The organism is Qipengyuania pelagi, assembly GCF_009827295.1.
Taxonomy (GTDB): domain Bacteria; phylum Pseudomonadota; class Alphaproteobacteria; order Sphingomonadales; family Sphingomonadaceae; genus Qipengyuania; species Qipengyuania pelagi.
In genome coordinates this window covers 200,817-225,983 of record NZ_WTYD01000001.1, presented here as the reverse complement: position 1 = coordinate 225,983, position 25,167 = coordinate 200,817, and the positions used below count along the sequence as shown (strand labels likewise).

The following is a 25,167-nucleotide window of genomic DNA, read 5'->3' as shown; positions in this document are numbered from 1 at the left end:
TTGCCTCGACGGCGGCTTTCGCGGCTTAGCCTCCTGAAAGCGGACCGGAAGCTTTCCACCCCGTTGCGGACATTCGCCTGGGCAGAATTCCTTACCGCAAGCTGCCGTCAATTAGGCTCATCCTGATCGAATTCGCTGGCATCCGAGCTCGAGTAGACTTCCTTGGCGGCTTGCATCCCGTTCAACGCTGCTGGAAATCCGGCATACACGCTCATCTGGATGATAATTTCCTCGATCTCGCTCTTCGTAAGACCGACATTGAGTCCGGCTTGGATGTGGACCTTCAACTGGGGCTGTGCCGTGCCCATCGCCGTAAGGGCTGCGATCGTCGCGATCTCTCGTTCGCGGAGGCCAAGACCGGGCCGTGCGTAGATATCGGCGAACGGGTACCGTCATTCCGCTCCATTCGAGCGCCTCGACATGCATCGCCCAATACGCCTGCACTACACGGTTGCGGCGGTCGGTCGTCAGCTTGCCGCCCTTGCGGCGGCGCTTGCACCGACGCTCGGTCGCCCCGCGTTCGACCCGGATTTTGGCCGCTTTCCTGTCCGTCAGCACGTCGAGCCAGCGCACGAAAGTGGTCTCGGTGAGCTTGTGCACGCGGCAATAGGTTTATAGCCGCTGATCGTCGGGCAGGCGCAGCGCCGCGAGGTTGGAGATCGCGTAATAGATCAGGACCGTGAAGGCGCTGAACGCCCAGACCGTCTCGACGCTGCCAATTGCTGCCAGCCCGGTTACGAGCACACCAACCAGTATGACTGCAGAAGCTGGTTCCTTTTCCGCTTCGGTCAATCGGCCGAAGACTGGCGGAATATCGCCTCGTCGCCCCATGGCGAGCACCACGCGCGACAGTCCGAGGATCAGGTTCAGCAACACGCCAAGCATCGCAGTGATAGCGCCTATTGCCACCAACAAGGCAAGCGAACGCGACCCCATGGCGGTGGCGGCGGTCTGGAGGGTAGTTGCCTGCCGGTCCGGCGCGTCCGCAAAAACGGCAGTTCCAACGATGCCCACGACCACCGCCGCCACGCATATGTAGAGGGCCGCCGTCACCGCAACCGTGACGATGATGGCCCGGGGGATCGTCCGATGCGGCTCCCGCACCTCCTCGCCAAGAGTGGCAATGCGACCGTAGCCCGTGAAGGCAACGAACATTAGCGCTGACGCATAGAGGAACGCCGATGCTGGAGATTCTTCACGGTCCGAGAAAAAGGGCGTCCAATTTGAACTACCGGTTGCGAACGCACTCGGAGAACCGAAGAGGATGAAGCCGCCCAGCGCCGCGAGCGTCACCGAAACGATTGCGATATTCACCCAGCTTGAGCGCTTGATTCCAGCGAGCACCAAAAGCGTGAAAAACAAGACCGAACCCATCGCGACCCAAGGCATTGCCGCCGCACCTCCGCCTGCCATCGGCAGCGCATAGCCTGCGAAACCCAGCGCTGCGGTGGCGGCGGAAGCCGATTTCGCACAGAGGAACATCCAGCCTGCGGTGAGCCCGAGGCGCGGGTTGAGGTAGCGATAACCGTATTCATAAGTGCCACCACTCACGGGGTGACTGGCGGCGAGCTGCGCGCTCGACAGGGCGTTGCAGGTCGCAACCAGCGCGGCAAGCGCGATCGCCAGGAGGACCGATGGGCCAGCAACCCCAGCGGCGATACCGATGCTGACGAATACGCCGGTTCCGACCATCGAGCCGAGGCCCATCATGATCGCGCCTCCTATGCCGAGGTCACGCGATAGTCGGTGGCTCGATTCGTTCATCTATATAACCTTGGTATCGTGTGCGAACTCCCAACGGGAGCCCGCGCAGAGAGCGTTGGGTAACTGAAATGGGCGGCGGGATTTCGGTAAACCGCCGGGCCTATGTTACATGATGTCTAGCGGTATTGGCAGCGCACCACTCATCGAACTCCATCAAGATGAGGGGTTCAAGGCAATCGCCGATATGTCCTTTTGTGGATCGATGGCGCGACCTGCTTCCTTGCGTTCCGAGTAGCGGTCGACCAACTGTTCGGCGTGCGGCCGCAGCAGCACCGTGAAGCGGACGAGCTCCTCCATGACGTCCACGATGCGGTCGTAGAGCGGCGAGGGTTTCATCCTGCCCGCCCCGTCGAACTCCTCGTATGCCTTAGGCACGCTGGACTGGTTTGGAATGGTGAACATCCGCATCCAGCGGCCGAGCAGACGCAGCGTGTTGACGGTGTTGAAGGACTGTGAGCCCGCCGACACCTGCATGACTGCCAGCGTCCGCCCTTGGGTAGGGCGCATTCCCCCGATGCTGAGCGGCAGGTGATCGATCTGGGTCTTCATGATGCCGGTGATCTGGCCGTGCCGCTCCGGGCTGCACCACACCATGCCGTCGGACCAGAAGGCGTGCTCGCGCAGTTCGTGGACGGCAGGATGGTCGTCACCGCCGATCTGGTCAGGCAGCGGCAGATCGGAGGGATCGAAGATGCGCGTCTCAGCGCCAAACAGCTGGAGCAGTCGCGCGGCTTCCTCGACCGCGAGACGCGAATACGAGCGCTCCCGCAGGGAGCCGTAGAGCAGCAGGATTCGCGGCGGCGGCTGGTCGGCGCCAAGACCAACGGCAGGGCGGGCATGGATGAAGGCGGGGTCGAGCGACGGGAAGGTGTCGGGATCGGTGAGTGGGCGTAAACGGGACATGAGCGAGCTCCGTAGATCAGGCCAGCGTCAGGCGAAGAGCTAGCGCGGCCAAGGTCACCAGCAGGATCGGCGTGGTCAGCGTGATGCCGACGCGGAAGTAATAGCCCCAGCCGATTTTCACACCCTTCTGTCCCAGCACATGCAGCCATAGCAGGGTCGCGAGCGAACCGATCGGGGTGATCTTCGGCCCGAGGTCGCAGCCGATTACGTTGGCGTAGATCATCGCGTCGCGAACGGGGCCGGTGGCGCCCGTAGCGTCGATCGACAGCGCGCCGACGAGGACGGTTGGCATGTTGTTCATCCCTGAGGAAAGCACGGCCGCCAGGATGCCCGTCCCGAAGGTAGCGCCCCACACACCGCCCTCTGCCGAGCGTTCGAGCAGTTCCGCTATAGCGGCGGCGAGCCCGGCGTTGCTCATGCCGTAAACGACCAGATACATGCCGAGTGAGAAGATCACGACCTGCCAGGGGGCCTCGCGGATCACCTGGCCGGTCGGAATGACTCGTCCGCGCGCGGCGATCGCGATCAGCGCCAGCGCGCCGACGGCGGCGACCGCGCTGATCGGAACGCCGAGCGGATCGAGGACGAAGAAGCCGACCAGCAGCAATGCCAGCACCACCCATCCGGCGCGGAAGGTCGCTCGGTCGCGGATCGCCTCTGCAGGAAGGCGAAGCTGGGCGACATGGTAGCTGGCGGGAATGTCCTTCCGGAAGAACAGCATCAAAGCCACTAGCGTGGCCGCGATGGCGGCAAGATCGACCGGCACCATGACCAGCGCATACTCGCCGAACCCAATGTCGAAGAAGTCGGCCGACACGATATTGACAAGGTTCGAGACGACCAACGGTAGGCTGGCAGTATCGGAGATGAATCCCGCTGCCATGACGAAGGCCAATGTCGCCTTGGCATTGTAGCCCAGCGCCCGGAGCATCGCGATCACGATGGGGGTTAGAATCAGCGCGGCCCCATCGTTGGCGAAGATGGACGCAACGCCTGCACCGAGCAGCACCACGAGCACGAACAGCATGCGCCCGTTTCCGCGGCCCCATCGTGCGACATGGAGCGCGGCCCACTCGAAGAATCCCGCCCGGTCGAGGATGAGGCTGATGAGGATGATCGCAACGAAGGCGCCGGTCGCATTCCAGATGATGTTCCACACCACTGGAATGTCGGCGAGTGAGATGACGCCGGTGGCAAGCGCCAGCAGTGCTCCGCCGATCGCGCTCCACCCGATGCCGAGCCCACGCGGCTGCCAGATCACCAGCGTGATGGTGGCAATGAAGATCGCGATCGCGAGCAGCATCAGGCGATACGCTTGAGCACGCAGGCCGACGTGATCTTCGTCGACGATGACAAGGACGTGCGCGACACGACGATCGAGAGCCTTCTGCTGGCCGGGCACGAGGTCACCGCCTTCGCCAAGGCGGAGCGCGCGCTGGAGCGCCTCTCCCGCGATTTTCGAGGCGTCATCGTATCCGATATCCGTATGCCGGGCATGGATGGCATCCAGTTCCTGCAAGCGATCCAGGAGATCGACGAGGCGCTGCCCGTGATCCTCGTCACCGGTCATGGCGACGTGCCGCTGGCGGTGGCGGCCATGCAGAAGGGCGCGTTCGACTTTCTCGAAAAGCCTTTCTCCAATCAGGCCTTGCGGGAACGCGTCGCGCGCGCCCTGCAATTTCGCAAGCTGCGGCTGGAAAACCGCGAATTGCATGGCACGCTTCACGGAAGCGGAGATGCGATCGACCGGATGTTGGTCGGATCCTCTGCGGCGATGCAGCAGGCACGCGAACGCATTAGGATGCTCGCGGCAACCGATCTGGATGTGCTGCTGACCGGAGAGACCGGGACCGGCAAGGATCTCGTGGCGCGGCTGTTGCACGACATGTCGGCGCGCGCAGGCCAGCCTTTCGTCGCGATCAATCTGGCGGTTCTTCCCGAAGAGAATATCGAGCATCTGCTGTTCGGTCACGAGGCCGACGCGTTTCCCGGTGCGAGCCGGGCACGGTTCGGCAAGCTGGAACATGCGCGCGGCGGGACCTTGTATCTCGACGAGGTCGGCTCTCTTTCCCCGGCCTTGCAGACCAAACTGCTGAGGCTGGTCGATACCCGCATGTTCGAGCGCGTGGGTTCGAACGAGTCCATCGATCTCAACGCCCGGATCATAACTTCGACCAACCGCTCGCTGACCGCTTTGGCGCAGGCCGGCGCGTTTCGGACCGACCTGATGTACCGATTTGCCGTGGCGACCGTGGAGCTGCCAGCGCTGCGAGACCATGCCGAAGACGTCCCCATCCTGTTCCAGCACCTGCTTCGTCTGACGGCGGCCCGGCACGGCATGGACGATTACCGCCGCCCATCCGCCGACTACCTCGGAACACTCGCAAAGCGCGAATGGCCCGGTAATGTGCGCGAGCTGCGCAATCTGGCCGAACTCTATCTTGTCGGCATCGAAAAACCTGACGACGACGAGGGCGTAAGCCCGCAGCGCGATAGCCTGCACGCGCGCATGGAGGCGGCAGAACGCGATGCCATCGTGGACACGCTGATCCGCCATCGCGGGAACCTGAAGGCCAGTTACGAGGAGCTCGGGATCTCCCGGAAAACGCTTTACGAGAAGATGATTCGCCACAAGCTCAACCGGGTCGATTTCACCGATGAGGCTGAGTGAGCGGGCAGCGTTACGTTTTTCGCCCCTGTCGATGCGCGGCATGGGAAGCTGTCGACACATCGCGACGATAATCGACGAAAATATCGTGCTTGAGGTGCACTGCGCCGATTGCCCGAACGGTTCCACGGTTCTTGATGAGCGCACGCATTACGATGCGAGAAGATAAAGCGACTGGGAGAATCTGAAATGCGCAAAATCCTTTCCATGCCGATGGTCGGCCTCGCCGCGCTCGCGCTTGCCGCGTGCAGCGCCTCGTCGAACGAGCCCGCGGCCTCCGAAACCGCCGGTGGAGAACAGCTCGCCACCAATACCGGATGCGATGCTGGCGAGCAGGTCATCAAGTTCAGCCATGTCACCAACACTGACAAGCATCCCAAGGGCATTGCCGCAAACCTGCTTCAGGAGCGGATCAATACCGAGATGAACGGGCGGATGTGCATGGAAGTCTATCCGAACTCCATGCTGTATGACGACGACAAGGTGCTCGAAGCGATGCTGCTGGGCGACGTCCAGATGGCGGCACCGTCCCTGTCGAAGTTCGAAAACTACACGACCAAGCTTCGTCTGTTCAACTTCCCGTTCCTGTTCGACGACATCGACGCCGTCGACCGCTTCCAGGCTTCCCCTTCCGGCCAGGCCTTGCTGAGTTCGATGACCGGCAAGGGCCTGCAGGGACTGGCGTTCTGGCATTCGGGGATGAAGCAGCTTTCGGCCGACCGCCCGCTGCTCGTTCCGGCCGATGCGCGCGGCCTGAAGTTCCGCGTGGAAAACTCGGACGTGCTCGTCGCGGTCTTCGACCAGCTCGGCGCCAATCCCCAGAAGATGTCCTTCAGCGAAGTCTACGGCGCGTTGCAGACCGGCGTCGTGGATGGGCAGGAAAACAGCTGGTCCAACATCTACGGCCAGAAGTTCTACGAAGTGCAGGACGGGATCACCAATACCGACCACGGCGTGCTCGACTACATGGTGGTCACCAGTTCGCGGTGGTGGGACGGCCTGAAGGAAGAAGATCGCCGCGATCTGACCCGGATCCTGAGCGAGGTCACGGCCGAGCGTAACCAGGCCGTGAACCAGCTGGAGCAGGAAGCCCGCGAGGCCATCGCCGCTACCGGTGCCGAAATTCGCGAACTGACGCCCGAACAGCGAGAGCAATGGGTCAACGCCCTGCGCCCTGTGTGGCAGAAGTTCACACCGGATGTCGGTGCCGAAACGCTGAAGGCGGCGCAGGCAGCGAACCAGAAATAAGCAACCGCCGGCTTTCGCCAGCGCGCAATCTGCCAGGGCGGCGATCGATCGCCGCCCTGGTCCGCCGCCAGCTCGCGTCCCGACAAGAGGATAATCCGCTATGTTTTACGAGATGGGTGAATCACCCAGCCTGATTGGACGCATCGAGCGTCTCTTCATCGCTGTGGTCCTCGGCCTGATGACGATCATTACCTTCGTCAACGTGATCGCCAGGTATGTATTCAATTCCAACGTCCTGTGGGCGGTGGAAGGTACGGTCTACCTCTTCGCCTGGTTGGTGCTGATCGGCGCCTCCCACTGCGTCGCGATCACCGCTCATCTCGGCGTCGACGCGGCTGTGAACCTTCTGGGCCCGGTCACCAAGCGCATCGCCGCTCTGTTGGCCGTGGGAGCGTGCCTCGCCTATTCGATCCTGCTGCTGATCGGATCATGGGATTACTGGTATCCCTTCGCCTCTGACCTGTCGTTCCTGACGACGGAGGACGTGCCGATGGTGCCCGGTTTCGGCTGGCTGGCATTCATGAATGGCGGCGAACCCTATGACAAGCTGCCGCGCTTCGTCCCCTATTTCGTGCTTCCCCTGTCGATGCTGCTGCTGACCATCCGCTGGTCGATCTCGGCGATCGAGATCCTGAAGGGCAAGCGCGATTCCATCATCGCAAGTCACGAAGTCGTCGAGGAACTCGAAGACCGCGACGCGCATGTCGAAAAGGCCGCAACTCCGGCCAAGGAGGCCACCCATGGCTGAAGTCCTCATCCTGTTTGTCATGGTCATCGCTTTGCTGATGATCGGCGCGCCGGTCGGTGTCTCGATCGGCCTGAGCTCGATCGTCTTCCTGCTGATCTATTCCGACGGTTCGCTGATTTCGGTGGCCAATACGCTCTTCAATGCCTTTCACGGGCACTACACGCTTCTCGCCATCCCGTTCTTCATCCTGGCAGCAGCCTTCATGTCGACCGGGGGTGTGGCGCAGAGGATCATCCGCTTCGCGGTCGCCTGCGTCGGACATTTGCCCGGCGGCCTCGCTATCGCGGGCGTCTTCGCCTGTATGCTGTTCGCCGCCCTCTCCGGCTCCTCTCCCGCAACCGTGGTCGCCGTCGGGTCGATCGTGATCGCGGGCATGACGCAGGTCGGCTATCCGAAGGAATTCGGCGCCGGTGTCGTCTGCAACGCGGGCACGCTGGGCATCCTGCTGCCGCCCTCCATCGTGATGGTCGTCTATGCCGCCACGGTCGACGTTTCGGTGGGCCGCATGTTCCTGGCGGGTGTCATCCCCGGCATCATCGCGGGACTGATGCTGATGATCGCCATCTACGGCTATGCCCGCTGGAAGAAGCTCGCGCGCGGGGAATGGGCCGGCTGGCGCGAGATTGCTCGGTCGGGCGCGGATGCGTTCTGGGGGCTGATGCTGGTCGTCGTCGTGCTCGGCGGTATCTGGGGCGGCGTGTTCACCCCGACCGAAGCTGCCGCCATGGCTGCGGTCTACGCCTTCGTCGTGGCCAATTTCATCTATCGCGACATGGGGCCGCTCAAGGCGCGCAATCGGGAAGGCCAGCCGGTCATGCTGACCGAGAAGACGGCCGAAACCGACATCCTCGCCATGAACGGCGGTGCAGCGGTCCTTGGCGGAAACGGCCCGGTCGCGGGTTCGGCTCCTGATCGCGCCGACGACCCGTCGCGTCCGACTTCGCTCCTTCGCAAGCCGCAGGCGCTCCTTACCGCGTGGTTCCACAAGGACACGCAGGAAGTGCTCTACGATGCCGGGAAGATCACCATCACCCTGATGTTCATCATCGCTAACGCGCTGATCCTGAAGCATGTGCTGACCGAAGAACAGCTTCCCCAGCACATCACGCAGGCGATGCTCAGCTGGGGCCTCGGCCCGGTGATGTTCCTGGTGGTGGTCAACCTTATCCTGCTGATCGGCGGACAGTTCATGGAGCCTTCGGGACTGATCGTCATCGTCGCCCCGCTGGTGTTCCCGATCGCCATGGAACTGGGCATCGATCCCATCCACCTCGGCATCATCATGGTCGTGAACATGGAGATCGGGATGATCACACCCCCGGTCGGGCTGAATCTGTTCGTCACCTCCGGGGTCGCGAACATGTCGATGCTGGCGGTGGTCCGGGCTTCGCTGCCCTGGCTGGGCGTGCTGGTGATCTTCCTGATCATGGTCACCTACATCCCGATCCTGTCGACATGGCTGCCGACCCTTATGATGGGACCGGAAACCGTCATACGGTGACGCCGCCATAGGTCCCGACGACTGGCCGGGGGCGGCGTTCTCCATCCGACCGCCCCCGGTCCCTTTGTTTGCAATTTGGATGACGGGTCTATGAAGCAGCCGAGGCAAAACGGTATCGGATCGGACGCCAAGGCGATCCTGTCCGATCCCCTGCGCAACAAGGGCACCGCCTTCACCGAGGAGGAGCGCGACCGGCTGGGACTTCACGGCCTGCTGCCGAACCATGTCTCGACCATGGACGGCCAGATAAAGCGGCGCATCGCCGTGCTTCGCGCGTTCTCGACTCCGTTCGAGAAATACGCCTTCCTGCGCGACCTGCAGGACACGAACGAAACGCTCTTCTACGCGCTGCTCGCGCGCCACCGCTCCGAACTCCTGCCGCTCGTCTACACGCCCACCGTCGGCGAGGCCTGCGTGCGGTTCAGCGAAATCTACCGCAGGGCCCGCGGCCTGTTCCTGTCCTATCCCTTGAAGGGACGCCTTTTCGAAATTCTCGCCGCTCTGCCGAATGACGATGTCGAGGTCATCTGCGTGACCGATGGAGAGCGCATTCTGGGTCTCGGCGACCAGGGTGCGGGCGGCATGGGCATCCCGATCGGCAAGCTATCCCTCTACACCGATTGCGCGGGCATCGATCCCGCGCGAACCATGCCGATCCTGCTGGACACCGGCACCGACAACGAAGAACTGCTCGACAATCCGCTCTATGTGGGATGGCGGCACCACCGCGTGCGCGGGGCCGAATACGATGCTTTCGTCGAAGAATTCGTCGAAGCGGTCCGCAAGCGCTGGCCCAGGGCGTTGCTGCAATGGGAAGACTTCGCCGGCCCAAATGCCGTCACGCTGCTGGGGCGCTATCGCTGTCGCCTGCCTACGTTCAATGACGACATACAAGGCACCGCCGCCACCGCCCTCGCGGCCATCCTCGCGGCCGAGCGATTGGCCGGGATCGACCTGATCGAGCGCAATATAGTGGTGTTCGGCGCCGGGGCCGCGGGCTGCGGGATCGCCGAGCTCATACTGGGCGAACTGGTAAGCCGAGGCCTGACCCGCGAGGCTGCGCTCGCTCGCATCCATGCAGTGGATCGCGATGGCCTTCTCATCGAACACGTCAATGTGGTCACTGCGAGCCAGGCGCGGATCGCGAGACCGCATACGGAGGCAGATGCCTGGCTGACGCAGCAGCAGGCTCCGTCGTTGATCGAAACGATCGAGCGGGCCCGACCTGCCGTTCTGATCGGCACGTCCGGCCAGTTCGAAGCCTTTGACAAGCCGGTCATCGAAGCCATGACGCGACATAACGACCGTCCCATCATCCTGCCCCTGTCGAACCCGGCAATCCGGGCCGAAGCAAGCGCGGCGGACGTGCAGACATGGTCGAACGGGCGCGCGATCATCGGCACCGGCAGTCCCTCGCACGGGAGCAACGGCGCGGTAACGCAGGTCAATAACGTCTACATCTTCCCCGGCATCGGATTGGGAGCAGTCGTCTCAGGGGCGGAAACCATCACCGAAGCGATGTTCGCTGAAGCTGCGAAATGCCTGGCATCGCTGGTTCCGGACGAGGATGGGGACCGCCTTTTCCCATCGACGGATCACCTTGCCGAAATCGCCGACAGCATCGCGCTCGCCGTTTGCCGCGTCGCGGAACGCGACCTCGGCGCAATTCCGCCCGCGGGCGGTTGGGAAGACGCGATCGCCGGGCACCGCTGGGCTCCGGTCTATCGCGATCCCGTGTCCCCCTGACATCGACAAAGGAAAGACCATGCCTCTCGTAAAGATCGACATGATAAAAGGCCGCTCGGACGAAGAGATCCGGACGTTTCTCGGCACCGTGCAGGACACCATCGTTGATGCCTTCGGTGTGCCGGAAAGCGATCGCTATCAGATCGTGACGGAGCACAAACCGGGCCGGATGATCATGCTCGACACCGGCCTCGGGCTGGATCGCAGCGACAAGGTCGTCGCGATCCACATTTTCACTTCGCCCCGCACGCCGGACATGCTGAAGGCCCTCTACAAAGGCTTGGCGACGAACCTGAAGGACACATGCGGCCTCGATCCGCAGGACCTGTTCATCGCAGTCACCCCCAACGGCGTATCGGATTGGAGCTTCGGCTGCGGCGAGGCGCAATATATGACGGGTGCGCTTTGACGATGCGATCTCGGCGCTGACGAATATAATTGAATATGCGCGCGGGAACCAGTCGGGGTGATAGCCCCGGTCGGCGAGCAGCGCATTGGCCTTGGAGAATGCATCGCGCGTAGTCTCCACGCCCGATCGGCGTCAGAAGCCGATCCCGATCCTCAGGCCCAACCGCGCGTCCGGCGCGTCGCCGGACACGCCTGCACGCGCATCCGCGCCCAGCCGCAGGCGGGGGGAGAGATCCGTTTCAAGGCCCAGTCCTATCGATTGCTGGTTGGCGAGCGCGGCGCTCGCCGCTTCTTCATAGGCGTAGCTGACCGTCACCGAACTCGCATCGCTCACCAGCAGCTGCGTGCCGATATTCCCGGCCAGCGTGTTGCGGACATCGAAGCCGTCGGGTTCGCCGATCACGGTGTAGGTTGCGGATGCGAAGGGGATGGCGCGCCCGAACTGGCGCGAGACCTGTCCGGTCACGCCGTAATCGAATTCGCCCGTGCCCAGCGCCTTTTCGCGTGATGCGGTGGGCACTTTGACAGTACCCGCGACGAAGGCGTTCACGCTCCCGATCGGCACCGAATATCCCGCCTGGACCACGACATCGCCTATCCCGTCGCGGGTCACCTCACGGCGCTCGGTCGATGGGCGCGCGAGGAGCGGCAGGCCGAGCACGCCGCCATTGCCGACGATCAGATCCTCGGGCGCCGTCGTGGAGACGTAGGGTACCGAAGCAGTCAGCGAGAACCGCCCGGAGCGGACGGAGAGACCCGCGCTGGCAGCGTAGGTCTCGTAGTTTCGGTCGTCCAAATCGCCCGAGATATAATCCGCCCCTGCGAGGAGCGAGACAGAGGTATCAGAACCGTTGTCCTGTTGAGGGGTACCATCCGCCTCCTGAGCCATCGCTGGCGCGCCGGTGACGAGCAGCAGGGCGGTTAGTGTCGCGATCCGCATGATGAATTCCCTGTATCTGGCCCGCCGAAACGTCGAGATCGATCGGGTAAAGGCCGGGCCGCCCCTTCGAGCGGCCCGGCCACCTTAGAGTCGGTCAGTCAGACAGACGGCTTATTCGCCCGTCGCGGCGCCCGAGGCCGAGCCTTCCGCTGCGATCAGGACCGAACCGCTGCCCGAAAGGCTGCCCGAGGGGATGGTCGCGAGGCCGTCCCGGGTCTGGACGACCAGCTGGCGGATCTCGCCGGCGCGTGTCGCCACGATATCGCGGACCGTCCCGAGCTGCTCGCCCGAGGGAAGCTCAACCGGCATTCCCGGAGCGACGGCAAAGGCGCCCTGGCCCTCGGCTGCGCCGCTGCCAGCAAGAGCGAGCATCCCGCCACCGATCATGCCGCTCCCATTCGCCGCGCCGCTGGCCGCACCATTGGCCGACCCGGCAACGTTGCCAATCTGGCCTGCGGTCCCGGACAGACGGTCACGCGCGGCGCCGACCGCCGGGGTGGCGACATTGCGAACGGTGGAGGTGGCTCCACGAACCGCTCCGGTCACGGCATCGGTCCCGATCAGCTGCGCATTGGCGCTGCCCGATCCCGAGGCACTGGCCGAACCCGCGCCATTGGCCGAGGCGTTGCCCGCCTGGCTGCCCAGCACTTGGCTGGTCGCGCCTTCTACGCTGGTATCAACGCTGCGATCGACGGCGACACTGCCGCTGCGGCGGTCGACCGACTGGTTGCCGCGGGTCGAGGCTTCGCCGCGCAGCGTACCGCGCGTGCTCGAACGCAGCGTCTCGGTCGAACCGCGCAGGGTCGAGTTGACCGAACCGCCGAGCGTACCGGTGACGGACTGGCCGACACCACCCAGAAGCTGGGCGTGAGCAGGCGCGGTGAACATTGCGAGGGCCGATGCGGCAAGCAAGAGGGTCTTCATGATGATTTCCTTTCGTCTGCGGATGCGCAAGGAGGGGGATGCATCCGCTTGAAAGGAAAACGGGTGGGCCAACGCGCTTAATCCATCGCTGCCGAAATTTTTTTCCGCGCGCCCGCTCAGCGCCCTAAGTCAGCGTCCCGTGCAGGTCGCGCAGACGAGGCCGCGACCGAAGACATCGTCCGGCCCCTTGCGCCCCAGATCGATCGCTTCCCGGTCGAGCGCGCTGCGCCAGTCGCCGCCCTGCCCCATCGCTCTCGCCACCCGCGCGGCGACGAGCGGCGTGGCGAAGGAGGTTCCGCGCAGCTTGATCCGATTGCCCTTCGCATTGCGCCCGTAAATATCCGCTCCCGGCGCCGCATAGTCGAGATTGAGAGCCCGCCCCGCCTCGATCAGGGCGCGACGCTTGCCATCGACGGCGGTGACCGCGACGACGCCGGGATAGGATGCGGGATAGGCCGGTGGGGCGGCGGGGCCGTCATTGCCGACCGCCGCCACGACGACCACGCCCCGGCGCTGCGCGGCGCGCACCGCTCTTTCGAGCAAGGCGTTGCGCGGCCCGACCAGGCTGATCGTGACAACCTTGCTGCCCCGCTCCACCAGCCAGCCGAGGCCCTTCGCCATGGCGAGCGCATTCCCGCCCGCTTTGTCGGTCCCGTAAACATCGGCGACCCGGATCGTGCCCGCGCCTGCATGGGAGAGCAGGAAGGCGACCGAGCTGCCGTGATGGCTGGGATAGGGCGCCCCCTTGGCGAAACCGCGCGTTTCCGCGACCGCGATCGAAGGCCCGGTCGCGCCGTCGATCATGCCGACCGGCGCGGACCGCCCCGTCGAGGCCGAGGAGGCGGCGGATGCGAGCGCACTGTCGGCGACCCCGGCCTGGAAATGGAGATTGTCGGCCACGATCTCGGCATCGGGCAGGAGGAGCGCCAGCGCGCTCTGCGCTTCGGCGAGGGACAGACCGGCAGGGACGCGCACGCGCACTAGCGAAATACCGAGTCCTTCGACCTCCTCGCGCGAAAGCACGGTGAAACCGGCCTGGAGCGCGGGAGCCAAAGCAGCGGCGGGCACATCCATGACGATCAGTTCGCCGCGGCGCGCGGGCGCGCCGAGAGCGTCCAGTTCGATGATGTCGGGATTGGACCGCACCAATCGTTCGACCGTGCGAAGGCGGTCGCGGGCGAGTTTCTCGACCGTCCGCTGCAAATCCGCGCCCGTTTCTCCCAGCGCGCCGAGACTGTCCCCCACCACGCTCCCGACCGGCGGCAGGGGCAGGCGCGGCAGGGCGATCTGCGCGGCGAGAGGGGCCGCGATAAGAGCCAGAGCGGCACACAGAAGAGGGAAAATTCGCATCAGGGCCTCAATATTCGAATAAAACGCATTAAGCATGGATGAAACGAGCGTCCCCGTCCGTTTAATCCGTGGAAGGCAGAGACACTGAACACCGCTTTCGAGACAGACTTGCTGGCCCTGCTGCCCCGATTGCGTCGGTTCGCGATCGGGCTGTCCGGCAATCCGTCCGACGGTGACGATCTCTGCCAGATGACGATCGAGCGCGCGCTGGCCAATCGCTCCCGCTGGGAGGAAGGCACGCGGCTCGACAGCTGGATGTATCGGATCATGCGCAATATCTGGATCGACGAGGGCCGCCGGACGACCCGCAGCCTGCAAACCTTCGTGGACGAGGAAGCGGGCACCGCCATCGGCGGCGACGGGGCGCAGGAAGCCGTGGTCGAACTCGGCAATGTGGATCGCGCGATGCAGTCGCTGCCGCCCGACCAGCGCGAGGCCGTCCTGCTCGTGATGGTCGAAGGCTATGCCTACAAGGAAGCCGCGGAGATCGTGGGCTGTCCGGTCGGTACGCTCAACTCGCGGCTCGTTAGGGGCCGCGATGCCCTGATGCAGATGCTGGGAGACGAAGCATGAGCAGCCGCGTGACGCCCGAAGAGATCGCCGCCTTCGCGGATGGCGAATTGCCGGCCGAGCGGCAGGCCGCGATGCAGGACGCGATAGCCGCCGATCCCGAACTGGCGAAGCAGGTGGAGCGGCATCGCGCCCTCGCAGCGCGATTGTCGAAGCATTATGCGCCGGTGCTGGACGAACGCGTGCCGGATCGCCTGGCGGATCTGCTGACAGCGCGCAGCGACGAAACGGTGGTCGATTTCGCCGCCGCCCGCCAGAAGCAGGAGGCCCGGAAACAACAGGCCGAACAACGCGAGGTCTCGTCGAGGCGACCGCATTGGGGGTGGTTCGCGGGACCCGCGCTGGCCGCATCGCTCGCTATTGCCGTCATTCTGGGTGATACCAATTCCACGCCGGGTGCCGGATATGCCGGTCCTCAGCTTGCCGCCGTGTTGGACGACCAGCTCGTTGCCGAGCAGCCTCCGGCGGCTGAAACCCGCGTGTTGCTGTCGTTCGAGGATGAAACCGGCCAATTCTGCCGCGCCTTTAGCGGCGTCTCAGGTGGCGGCATCGCCTGCCGCGACCAGGACGGCTGGAAGATCGAACGCCAATCCGAGGGAGCCGAAGCAGCCTCGACCGATTTCCGCATGGCGGGCGCCGATGACGGCGCGATCCTGGCGGAAGCGCAGGAGATGGCGGCGGGTCCCGCTCTCGACGCAGGGGCCGAGCAGGCCGCTCGCGAACGCGGGTGGCGCTGAGCCGCGCACGCTTCCCTTTCCAATTGTCGCTTACCGCCCGGCCTCTGCCCTGTCCTGAACGCGAAAAAGGAAGGATCGGGGGCTGGTCCGATCCTTCCTTCAGGGGTGGCCGCATCCGATCAGGGATGCGGCCGGGGGGCTTGTAAACTCGTTTCGCGGTTCCAGTGTCAGTCGACGATGATGACCCGGCCCATGCGATAGCCACGCTCGGCCATTTCCTCGATATAGTGGACACGCTCGTGCTTCAGTTCGTGCGCATATTCTTCCCAGGCATCGCGACGGTCTTCCAGGTCGCTCGCGCGGCGCAGATCACTCGACAGTTCCTTCTGCGCTTCGGTCACGTCGATGCGGTAATCGAACCAGAACCGGTTCTCGATACCCGCGATCGGAGAGGTGATGATCAGGGCCTCTTCCGCACGCGCCATCTGCTCTTCGTAAAGCATCGGGATGGCGGCGCTCACGGCAGTCGCCCCGATCGCTCCGGACAGGGCAAGGGCGAGGAACGGGATTGCAGCGGGTTTGGTCATCGATCGTTTTCCTTTCATGTGCGGCCGGATCGATCCGGTCGTCTGAGAGGGAAACGAACCGTCTGACGGTTTTAATCCACGCGGTTTCCGATCTTCGGCGAGACGACCCAAGGTTCTCAATCCTGGGAGAGGGAATTCCCGATAGATCGATAAGACGGTCGCCAGTCGATCGCGTGGCTCTCCAGCCAGTCGTCGTCGTAATAGGTGCAGCTGTACCGCTCTCCTCCATCGCACAGGACGGTGACGATCGAGCCTTTCGCACCGGCCGCCTCCATCTCGGCGATCAGTTTCGCGCAGGCGACGAGGTTGGTCCCCGTGGACCCGCCGACGCGGCGGCCCAAGCGGTCCGATAGAGCGCGCATGGCGCCGATGCTGTCGGCATCCTCCACCGGGATCATCCGGTCGATCACCGAGGGCACGAAGCTCGGCTCCAGCCGGGGGCGGCCGATCCCCTCGATCCGGCTCGCGCAGCCCGGCGGCAGCGATGTCGCCGTCCGGTCGTGATAATGCCGGTGGAAGATCGAATGCACCGGGTCGGCCACGCAGAGCCGCGTCGCGTGGCGCTGATAGGCGATGTAGCGCCCGATCGTGGCCGACGTGCCGCCGGTGCCCGCCCCGCACACGACCCATTCGGGCACCGGATATTCTTCCTCCGCCATCTGCGCGAAGATGCTTTCGGCGATGTTGTTGTTGCCGCGCCAGTCGGTCGCGCGCTCGGCGAAGGTGAACTGGTCGAGATAATGGCCGCCCGTCTCGTCCGCGAGGCGCTGCGAGACCTCGTAGACGGTACGCGGATCGTCCACCGGATGAATCTCGCCGCCATGGAAGCGGATCGCATCGAGCTTGGGCGCGGCGGTGCTGGCGGGCACGACAGCGATGAAGCGCAGCCCCAGCATCCGCGCGAAATAGGCCTCGCTCACCGCCGTCGAACCGGAGGAGGATTCGATCACGCAGGTGTCCGGCCCGATCCAGCCATTGCACAGCGCATAGAGGAACAGCGAGCGCGCCAGGCGGTGCTTCAGGCTGCCGGTGGGATGGCTGCTCTCGTCCTTGAGGTAGAGCGTGATGCCGGGATGGCGCGGCAGATCGACGCGGATCAGGTGGGTGTCGGCCGAGCGGTTGTAATCGGCCTCGATCCGGCGGATCGCTTCGGCGCGCCATGTCCGCACGACGCTGTTTGCGGGATCAGTGGGCATCGGCGGTCAGTCCATGGCGAACGAGCATCGCGGCAGGGTCGGCATCGCGCCCGCGAAAGGCGCGGAAGCTGTCGGCGGCGGGGCGGCTGGCACCGCGCGCCAGCACCTCGTCGCGGAATTTGCCCGCGACCGACCGGTCGATCAGCCCCGCTTCGGCGAAATGCTGGAAGCCGTCGGCGGCCAGCACCTCGGCCCAGAGATAGCTGTAATAGCCCGAGGCATAGCCGCCCGCGAAGATGTGGCTGAATGCGTGCGGGAAGCGGTGCCATGATGGCGGACGGATCACGGCGACCTCGTCGCGCACCGCCTCGATCACCTCCATCGGGTCGCTGCCCATCGTGCCCATATGCAGGAGCAGATCGAACAGCGCGAATTCGACCTGGCGCACGATGAAGAGGCCCGACAGGAAATGCCGCGCGGCGATCAGCTTGTCGTACAATGCGTCCGGCAACGCCGCGCCCGTCTCGTGATGGCCCGACATCGCCTGCAAGACCCCCCGGTCCCAGGCGAAGTCCTCCATCAGCTGGCTGGGCAGTTCGATCGCATCCCATTCGAACCCGTTGGTCCCCGCGATATTGGGCCGGTCGACCCGCGTGAACAGGTGATGCAGGCAATGGCCGGTCTCGTGCAGGAAGGTCACCACCTCGCGATGGCTGAGCAGCGAGGGATGGTCTTGCGTCTTCGGTGCGAAATTGCAGACGAGATAGGCGACGGGCACGCGGTGGATGGTATCGTCGTTGAGCCGGGACCGCGCCTGCGCCATCCACGCCCCGCTGCGCTTGCCCGAGCGCGCGTGAAGATCGAGATAGACGCCCGCGAAGATCTCGCCCGCTTCGTCCGCCACGTCGTAATAGCAGGCGTCGGGATGATAGACGGCGACATCGGGCCGCGCGATCAGCTGGATGCCGAACAGGCGGTCCAGCAGGCTCTGCCATCCGGCCAGCACGCGCTCGACCGGGAAATAGGCGCGCACCTCCTGCTCGTCGACTTCATAGCGCGCCTGGCGCAGCCGCTCCGAGACATAGGTTACGTCCCACGGCTGAAACTCGGCAATCCCGAGATGCTCGGCCGCATACTCGGCGAGCGTCTCTATCTCCTGCTGCGCCGCGGGCTTCGCGCGGGCGGCGAGATCGCGCAGGAACGCCAGCACCTCCGCTCCGTCAGGCGCCATCTTGCTGGCCAGCGACCATTCGACCGGATCGGCAAAGCCCAGCAGATGCGCCGCTTCGCGCCGCCGATCGAGAATGTCGGCGATGCGGCCCGAATTGTCGAACCGGCCCGCATCGGGTCCCTGATCCGAAGCGCGCGTGCCCGACGCGGTGTAGACGCGTTCGCGCAAACCACGGTCCTTGGCGAAGGTCAGCACCGCATTGACGCTGGGCATCTGAAGCGTGACGAGGCAGCCGGACAGCCCCTTCGCCTTCGCATAATCCGCCAGCATCGCCTTGTCCGCATCGGACAGTCCGGCGAGCAGGGTTTCGTCCTCGACATGTTCGGACCAGGCATCGGTCGCGTCGAGCACCGCGTTGCCGAACGCGGTGGACAGCTGCGACAGCTCGACCGAGATCTGCGCGAAGCGTTCGCGGGGCGCATCCTCCAGCCCTACGCCCGCCAGCGTGAAATCGCGCAGCACATGCTCCACCGCCGCACGATCCGCTTCCGGCAGGCGTGCGAATTCCGCCGTTCCGGTCAGCGCGACCAGCACTTCGTAGAGCGCGCGGTTCTGCATCACCTGGAGATCGTTCTCGACCAGCCGCTTCTGCCCGGCGGTATAGGCTTCGCGCAGTTCGGGCGTATCGGCCACGCCGTGGAGGTGGGACACGGTGGACCAGACCGCCGCGATGGCAGTCTCCGCCCGCTCCAGCGGCATCCAGCTCTGCGCAAAGGATGTGGGCCGATCCTCCACGATCCGGGCCACGACCGCCCGGTGATCGCCGATCACACGGTCGAGTGCGGGAGCGATATGTTCGGGCCGGATCTCGCCAAAGCGCGGCAGTGCCAGCGTATCGAGCAAGGGATTGGTCATCTCTGTTTCCATTCAAATCAGCAGAGCGATAGCGGCGCCCACGACAGCGACCGGTGCGAAAGCGCCCTATTTTCCCCGCGGCCATGCAACCCATTCCGGCAGAAGTCACGACCCATGGGAAAATCTTGTCCGGCTCCGATCATCGTCGCCCAGCGGTGGTCGTCGGAGCGCAGGATCCCGCAGCCTAAGCCCGCCGCATCACCGCTGTCAGACATCGGCGCGGCGATCGTCCAATCCCGATTCGACGAAACGGTCCAACAACCACGATGTCGCCGGTCCGGGTGTCGCATCGGAGCGGTGGATCGCCGAAAACCGATACACGCCGCCGGTATCCTCGGGCATGTCCAGCTGAACGAGGCTGCCTGAAACGAGATCGGGCTCGATCATCCCTAAGGGCATATTGCCCCACCCGATCCCTTCGCGCAGCAGCGCGTGTTTCGCGCCGAGATCGGCGAGCCGCCATGTGTGCGGGGACTGAACCGCGAAATCCCGGCCCTGCGTCAGCGGGGAGCGGTCGGTCAGCACCAGCTGGATGTGATCCCGCGCCGAGCCCGGCTTGAGACGATCTGCCTGCGCCAGCGGGTGATCCGGCGCGGCGACCGGGACCAGCGTGACCGCCCCCGCCTCGATCCGATCGAGCCCGTCGATCTCCGAGGCGACAGGACCCGCAATCCCGAGGCCCGCCTGTCCGTCCAGCACCAGGGCGGCAACCGCCCCCATCGCCTCGATATGGAGACGCAAGGGGACGGTCGGGAACTCGCTGGCGAAGGCGCGCAATATGCCCGACAGCCTCTCAGCGGGCAGCATCACGTCGACCACCAGGCTCACCTCCGCCTCCAGCCCCTCGATCAGGCCCTTCGCGCGGGCGTTCAGCGCCGCGATACCCGAGGCCACCACGCGCACATCGGCAAGGATCGCCTCGCCCTCGGTGGTCAGCACGGGCCGCTTCGTCCCCTCGCGTTCGAACAGGGTGAGGCCGAGCTGCGCCTCGAGATTGCCGATCCCGTAGCTGATCGCCGAGACGGCCCGCCCCAATCTGCGTCCAGCGCCTGCGAAGCTGCCTTCCTCGACCACCGCGAGGAAGATGCGCAACTGGTCGATCGTGGGGGATCGGGGATCAGACATTTCTAATATCCTGAATAGTTCGATCGAAACTATCTCACTTATCAGCATGGAGGCGCAAGCCTATTTCGATGGTGCGAGACGGGGCCGGCGATCGTGTCGGACCGTCAAGAAACAGGAGTTTGTCGATGATCGAATTGCGCCCCTTCGAAAGTCTGGGTGGAGCCAATCACGGCTGGCTGGACGCCAAACACCATTTCTCCTTCGCCAGCTATCACGACCCCGCGCGCACCCATTGGGGCGCTCTCAGGGTCTGGAACGACGATACGATCCAGCCCCATACCGGCTTCCCGCCCCACCCCCATCGCGACATGGAGATCGTGACCTATGTCCGTTCCGGCGCGATCACGCACGAGGACAGCCTGGGCAATAAGGGCCGGACCGAGGCGGGCGACGTGCAGGTGATGAGCGCTGGCACCGGCATCCGCCATTCGGAATATAATCGCGAAGACGAGGAAACCCGGATCTTTCAGATCTGGATCATTCCGACCAGCCAGGGCGATGCCCCGCAATGGGGTGCCAAGCCTTTCCCGAAGGGCGAGCGGTCGGGCCAGTTCGTGGTTCTCGCCAGCGGTCACGAGCAGGACGGGGACGCCTTGCCCATTCGAGCCGATGCGCGTGTGGTCGGAGCGACGATCCGGGCGGGCGAGACGGTCGAATACGCGCTTGGCAGCGATCGCAAGGCCTATCTCGTGCCCGCTACCGGCGCGGTCACCGTGGATGGACAGCGCGTCAATGCCCGCGACGGTGCCGCGATCAGCGACCTCGAAACACTCAGCGTAACCGCGATCGAAGACAGCGAGATCGTCCTCGTCGACATCGCCTGACCTCTTTTTTCTACAAGGACCAAGACATGACCAACATCCTCCACGTCACAGCCAGCATCCGCAGCGATGAATCGGTTTCGCGCAAGCTCGGAAACCGGCTGGTCGAACGCTTGCGCGACCGCACCGGCGCGAACGTGACGCTCCGCGATCTGGCCAATAACGACCTCCCCCTGATCGATACGGATCGGTTCGCCGCCAATCTCACGCCCGTCGCGGAGCGTGGCGAGCAGGCGCGGCAGCTTGCAGCGATCGGCGACGATCTGATCGCCGAATTGCACGCCGCCGACACGCTCGTGTTGAGCCTTCCGGTGTATAATTTCACCATGCCCTCCACCCTCAAGGCCTGGGCCGATCTGGTCGCGCGGGCGGGCACCACGTTCCGCTACACCGAAAGCGGTCCGCAGGGTCTCCTGACCGGCAAGAAGGCCTATGCCCTGATCGCCAGCGGCGGAACGCCGATCGGGAGCGAGATCGACTTTCTCACCCCCTGGCTGCGCCATTTCCTAAAGTTTATCGGCATCACCGATCTCGAAATCATCGCCGCGGACGGGATTTCAGGTGTCGATGGCGAGGAGAAGATCGCGGCTGCTTTGAACGCCGTCGACGCGCTCGAACCGCGAGCCGTCGCGGCGTAAACTCGCCGGGTCCGTGTGACGATACAGATTTCCGGTTGCGGTGCTTTGATTGCCCGCACCGGACCCTCGATCCAAACCCGGACCGTCGCGCTCAGGCCACAAGCTTCGCGATCTGCTGGACGGCGAGCACGATGAACAGGATCGCGGACCCGGCGAGCGTCACATTCGCCACCACGCCGTTCCTCGCTTCTGCCGGAAGCCGCTCCGAATTGTTCAGCATCATCAGTGTGATCGCGAGGAAGGGCATGAACAGTGCCCCGAACGCCCCGTAGATGATGACGAGCAGGAAAGGCCTGTCCGCGAACAAGAGCAGCATGGGCGGGAAGGTCAGCCAGGCGAGATAGAAGCGGTAGGCCTTGCTGTTTTCATGCCCGCCTTCCCCGCGCCCCTTGAGCTGATACCACCAGTCGGAAAAGAACAGGCTCATCCCCTGCCACACACCGAGCAGCGAGGAGACCGATGTCGCGGCAAAGCCGATCAGGAACAGCACCGCGATGGTTGGTCCGAAACGCTCAGACAGCACGTCCGACAGGCCGAGCAGCCCCTTGTCGCTATCCTCTAAAGCGATGCCCGCCGAATAGAGCAGTTCCGCCCCGACGATCAGCATCGCGACGACGAATATCCCGGTCACCGCATAGGCCACCGTGTTGTCCACCCGCATCATCGGGAACCAGGGCAACCCCTTCCAGCCCTTTGCCTGGGTCCAGTACCCGTATGCCGCGGTGGTGATCGTGCCGCCGACGCCGCCGATGAGGCCGAGCGTGTAGAGCAGCGAATCCTCCGGCAGCGTGAAGGTCATACCGCCTGCGAGGTCGGGCAGGCTGGGTGCGACCAGGATCGCGAGGCCGACCATGATGACGAACATCGTGCCGACGAGCACTTTCATGACCAGCTCGAAGGTTTCGTATCGGTTGAACCAGACGAACAGGAATCCGAATATCCCGGCAAGAACCGCCCAGACGCGTAGCGAAATCTCGGGGAACAGCGCGGTAAGGGGCAGCGCCGTCGCGCTCATCGCGGTGGCCCCATAGATGAAGCCCCAGATGATGACGTAGACCCCGAAATACCAGCTGGTCCAGCGGCCGAGCGAGCGCCATCCGGCGAGGATCGTCGATCCCGTGGCGAGATGGTAACGGGCCGAGCCTTCCGAAAGCGCGATCTTGACGATGCAACCGACCACCGCCGCCCATAACAGCGCATAGCCGAAACGCGATCCCGCGATCAGCGTCGCGACGAGATCGCCCGCCCCCACGCCCGTCGCCGCGACGACGATTCCGGGGCCGAGATGGCGCCACATTTTCCCGCGAGGCGGCGGCGTCTGTCCGGCATCGGGACCTTCCGGGTCAGTCGGGCTTCCCTGAACAGGGCGCGGCGCACCCGTGTCGTCGTTACTGCTCACGAAATCGTTCTCCCACGCTGTCCCTTGTTTGCGGCACGATGTCAGAAGCGCAAGCCTGAGCGCAAGCGCTATGGCGTCGATTTGCTAATTCCTGCGATCCGCGTATCCTGAGCGGCGATATTCCCGGCCTTTTTCGAAGGCTTCCAGCCCTCAGATCACCGGAGCACACCATGCCCTCCCCCTCCGACAAGCGGATTTCTCCGCCTCTCGTCGACCTGCCCATTCGCACCGCAAGCAAGGGGTTCTACGACGGTTTCAGCCGCGAGGTGACGATCCCCGCCAAGGTCATCGTCTCGCTGCTGATCATGTGGGCGATCTTCTTTCCCGTCAGCGCCAACGAAACGCTGACCGCCGCCAATTCGACCATCATCTCGACGTTTTCCGGGTGGTACGTCTATCTCGTCGCTTTCCTGATGAGTGCCTGCGTCGTGCTCGCCGTGATCCCGCAATCGGGGCGGCTGCGGATCGGCATGGCTGACGAGAAACCGGAATTCGGCCGCCTGTCATGGTTTGCCATGCTGTTCGGGGCGGGGATCGGCATCGGCGTGCTGACCTACTCGACCGGCGAGCCGCTGGCGCATTTCAGCAACAACCCGGATATCATCAGAGGACTCGTCGCGTCGCAATCCGCCGAAGCGGTGCGATCGGCCTATATCTATACCTTCCTCCACTGGGGCTTCGCGGCATGGGGCACCTATGCTCTGGTCGGCCTGTCGATCGGCTATGTCGCCTATCGACGGGGGCTTCCGCTCACCATCCGCTCGGCGCTGGCGCCTTTGTTCGGAAAGGCGATGTCGGGCCCGTTCGGCCATCTCGTCGACATCGTCGCGGTCGTGGCTACGATCCTCGGCGTGGCCGTCACCATGGGCCTCGGCGTCGAACAGTTCGTGGCCGGTCTCGCACGCCTTGGGCTGGGTGACTGGCTGCTCGATCCCGATGGCTCCTCGTCCCTTCCGGCGGTGGTTCTGGCCCTCGTGATCCTGGTCGGCGCCTCGACGCTCAGCGCGCTGTCGGGTGTGGGCAAGGGCCTCAAGTGGCTGTCCAATCTCAATCTCGGCCTGTCCGCGCTTCTCCTGCTGATCTTCGCTATCTTCGGGTCGCTGATTTTCGGCCTGAAGACGCTGGGCCTGGGAATTTTCGATTATATCCGCACGCTCGTCCCCAACACGCTGACGCTGTTTTCGAAAGACGCGCCCTTCGGCGCCGAACTCGTCAAGTGGCAGCTCGACTGGTCGGTCTTCTACTGGGCCTGGTGGATCGCCTTCGCGCCCTTTGTCGGCATGTTCATCGCACGGATTTCGCGCGGACGCACGATCCGCGAATATATCTTCGGCGTGATGCTGGTGCCCTCGCTGGTCTGTTTCGTGTGGATGGCCCTTGTCGGCGGAACCGCGATCGATCTCGAACTGAGCGGCGCGGCTGGCGGCAGCATCGTCAATGCCGAGATGTCCGACCAATTGTTCGCGACCCTGGCGGTGCTCCTGTCCCCCGCCTTCGCCCAGATCGCGGCCGGGCTGATCGTGATCCTGCTGCTGACCTATCTGGTCACCTCCGCCGACAGCGCGATCCTGATCGTCAACACCATCAACGGCGCGGGCGAGACCGAGGGCGACCGCCGTCATCACATCATCTTCTGGGGCGCGGCCCTGGCCTTCGTCGTCGGCAGTATGCTGGTCCTCGGCGGGATCGATGCGATCCGCATCACGATGATCATCGGCGCCCTGCCCTTCTCCTTCGTTCTCGCGGCGATGGGCGTGGGTGTTGTGAAAGCGGTTATGTTCGACCTGATCCGCAAGAAACAGGGGGTTCCGACCACCTCCGCCGCAGTCGCCGATGACGTTACGGCACCGCAGGATACAGCGCGTTAAGCGAGCCACAGCTTGTGACAAAATTGCAACGCGCTTGATTTTGTTCCGGTTTTTGCGCCC

General features: G+C 64.3%; 22 protein-coding genes and 1 pseudogene. 11 read left to right on the top strand and 12 right to left on the bottom strand.

What is annotated here, in order from left to right; all coding sequences use genetic code 11:
• Positions 1-107: 107 nt before the first annotated feature.
• The 4 genes and pseudogenes from GRI47_RS01100 to GRI47_RS01085 all read right to left on the bottom strand — a co-directional run.
• A pseudogene (locus GRI47_RS01100) lies at positions 108-377 on the bottom strand (carboxymuconolactone decarboxylase family protein); the annotation flags it as partial.
• Positions 378-612: 235 nt separating this feature from the next.
• On the bottom strand, positions 613-1,710 hold the full coding sequence (locus GRI47_RS01095) for an APC family permease (protein WP_202387135.1): 1,098 nt from the start codon (positions 1,708-1,710) through the stop codon (positions 613-615).
• A 207-nt stretch (positions 1,711-1,917) separates the two neighbouring features.
• Positions 1,918-2,667, bottom strand: coding sequence for an arsenical resistance protein ArsH (gene arsH / locus GRI47_RS01090; RefSeq protein WP_119593915.1), 750 nt, complete (start codon positions 2,665-2,667; stop codon positions 1,918-1,920).
• Between the two features lie 16 nt (positions 2,668-2,683).
• Positions 2,684-3,970 (bottom strand): arsenic transporter, encoded by a 1,287-nt coding sequence (locus tag GRI47_RS01085; protein WP_103024576.1) that lies wholly within the window; start codon positions 3,968-3,970, stop codon positions 2,684-2,686.
• Positions 3,971-3,982: 12 nt separating this feature from the next.
• On the opposite strand from GRI47_RS01085, the gene GRI47_RS01080 reads away from it, so the two are divergent.
• The 6 genes from GRI47_RS01080 to GRI47_RS01055 all read left to right on the top strand — a co-directional run bounded on the left by GRI47_RS01080 (position 3,983) and on the right by GRI47_RS01055 (position 10,987).
• Positions 3,983-5,338 (top strand): sigma-54-dependent transcriptional regulator, encoded by a 1,356-nt coding sequence (locus tag GRI47_RS01080; protein WP_160659568.1) that lies wholly within the window; start codon positions 3,983-3,985, stop codon positions 5,336-5,338.
• Between the two features lie 186 nt (positions 5,339-5,524).
• On the top strand, positions 5,525-6,583 hold the full coding sequence (locus tag GRI47_RS01075) for a DctP family TRAP transporter solute-binding subunit (RefSeq protein ID WP_160659567.1): 1,059 nt from the start codon (positions 5,525-5,527) through the stop codon (positions 6,581-6,583).
• 112 nt (positions 6,584-6,695) lie between these two features.
• A complete protein-coding gene (locus GRI47_RS01070; RefSeq protein WP_202387133.1) occupies positions 6,696-7,331 on the top strand; it encodes a TRAP transporter small permease in 636 nt (211 codons plus the stop codon).
• Positions 7,324-8,832, top strand: coding sequence for a TRAP transporter large permease (locus GRI47_RS01065; RefSeq protein ID WP_202387131.1), 1,509 nt, complete (start codon positions 7,324-7,326; stop codon positions 8,830-8,832). The genes GRI47_RS01070 and GRI47_RS01065 overlap by 8 nt, the downstream gene beginning before the upstream one ends.
• Positions 8,833-8,922: 90 nt before the next feature.
• The gene (locus tag GRI47_RS01060) at positions 8,923-10,578 is read left to right on the top strand and encodes an NAD-dependent malic enzyme (RefSeq protein ID WP_160659565.1); all 1,656 of its coding nucleotides are present in this window, start codon (positions 8,923-8,925) and stop codon (positions 10,576-10,578) included.
• Between the two features lie 19 nt (positions 10,579-10,597).
• Entirely contained in the window at positions 10,598-10,987 is a 390-nt protein-coding gene (locus tag GRI47_RS01055) for a tautomerase family protein (RefSeq protein ID WP_160659564.1), read from the top strand.
• Between the two features lie 132 nt (positions 10,988-11,119).
• Here GRI47_RS01055 and GRI47_RS01050 read toward each other — a convergent pair whose 3' ends face one another.
• From GRI47_RS01050 to GRI47_RS01040, 3 genes are all read right to left on the bottom strand, one after another.
• A complete protein-coding gene (locus tag GRI47_RS01050; protein WP_160659563.1) occupies positions 11,120-11,926 on the bottom strand; it encodes a hypothetical protein in 807 nt (268 codons plus the stop codon).
• Between the two features lie 111 nt (positions 11,927-12,037).
• Complete coding sequence (locus GRI47_RS01045; protein ID WP_160659562.1) at positions 12,038-12,850, bottom strand: hypothetical protein; 813 nt, start codon at positions 12,848-12,850, stop codon at positions 12,038-12,040.
• A 129-nt stretch (positions 12,851-12,979) separates the two neighbouring features.
• The gene (locus tag GRI47_RS01040; RefSeq protein ID WP_160659561.1) at positions 12,980-14,200 is read right to left on the bottom strand and encodes a S8 family serine peptidase; all 1,221 of its coding nucleotides are present in this window, start codon (positions 14,198-14,200) and stop codon (positions 12,980-12,982) included.
• 108 nt (positions 14,201-14,308) lie between these two features.
• On the opposite strand from GRI47_RS01040, the gene GRI47_RS01035 reads away from it, so the two are divergent.
• Together GRI47_RS01035 and GRI47_RS01030 are read left to right on the top strand one after the other, a co-directional pair.
• Positions 14,309-14,773, top strand: a complete 465-nt coding sequence (locus GRI47_RS01035; RefSeq protein WP_337190612.1) for an RNA polymerase sigma factor — start codon at positions 14,309-14,311, stop codon at positions 14,771-14,773.
• A complete protein-coding gene (locus GRI47_RS01030; RefSeq protein WP_160659560.1) occupies positions 14,770-15,507 on the top strand; it encodes an anti-sigma factor in 738 nt (245 codons plus the stop codon). Before GRI47_RS01035 ends, GRI47_RS01030 begins: the two co-directional genes overlap by 4 nt.
• Positions 15,508-15,674: 167 nt before the next feature.
• On the opposite strand, the gene GRI47_RS01025 is transcribed toward GRI47_RS01030, so the two are convergent.
• The 4 genes from GRI47_RS01025 to GRI47_RS01010 all read right to left on the bottom strand — a co-directional run bounded on the left by GRI47_RS01025 (position 15,675) and on the right by GRI47_RS01010 (position 20,381).
• Positions 15,675-16,034, bottom strand: coding sequence for a hypothetical protein (locus GRI47_RS01025; protein ID WP_160659559.1), 360 nt, complete (start codon positions 16,032-16,034; stop codon positions 15,675-15,677).
• A 116-nt stretch (positions 16,035-16,150) separates the two neighbouring features.
• Positions 16,151-17,230, bottom strand: a complete 1,080-nt coding sequence (locus GRI47_RS01020) for a PLP-dependent cysteine synthase family protein (RefSeq protein WP_160659558.1) — start codon at positions 17,228-17,230, stop codon at positions 16,151-16,153.
• On the bottom strand, positions 17,220-19,268 hold the full coding sequence (locus GRI47_RS01015; protein WP_160659557.1) for a M3 family metallopeptidase: 2,049 nt from the start codon (positions 19,266-19,268) through the stop codon (positions 17,220-17,222). Before GRI47_RS01015 ends, GRI47_RS01020 begins: the two co-directional genes overlap by 11 nt.
• Before the next feature lie 195 nt (positions 19,269-19,463).
• Complete coding sequence (locus GRI47_RS01010; RefSeq protein ID WP_160659556.1) at positions 19,464-20,381, bottom strand: LysR family transcriptional regulator; 918 nt, start codon at positions 20,379-20,381, stop codon at positions 19,464-19,466.
• Positions 20,382-20,506: 125 nt separating this feature from the next.
• On the opposite strand from GRI47_RS01010, the gene GRI47_RS01005 reads away from it, so the two are divergent.
• The gene (locus GRI47_RS01005) at positions 20,507-21,205 is read left to right on the top strand and encodes a pirin family protein (protein ID WP_160659555.1); all 699 of its coding nucleotides are present in this window, start codon (positions 20,507-20,509) and stop codon (positions 21,203-21,205) included.
• 26 nt (positions 21,206-21,231) lie between these two features.
• Positions 21,232-21,840, top strand: a complete 609-nt coding sequence (locus tag GRI47_RS01000) for an FMN-dependent NADH-azoreductase (RefSeq protein WP_160659554.1) — start codon at positions 21,232-21,234, stop codon at positions 21,838-21,840.
• Positions 21,841-21,931: 91 nt separating this feature from the next.
• Here the strand turns inward: GRI47_RS01000 and GRI47_RS00995 are convergent, their stop codons facing one another.
• Positions 21,932-23,239 (bottom strand): Nramp family divalent metal transporter, encoded by a 1,308-nt coding sequence (locus tag GRI47_RS00995; protein WP_337190611.1) that lies wholly within the window; start codon positions 23,237-23,239, stop codon positions 21,932-21,934.
• A gap of 170 nt (positions 23,240-23,409) precedes the next feature.
• Between GRI47_RS00995 and GRI47_RS00990 the strand changes: the two genes are divergently transcribed.
• Positions 23,410-25,107, top strand: coding sequence for a BCCT family transporter (locus GRI47_RS00990; protein WP_160659553.1), 1,698 nt, complete (start codon positions 23,410-23,412; stop codon positions 25,105-25,107).
• Positions 25,108-25,167 lie beyond the last annotated feature (60 nt).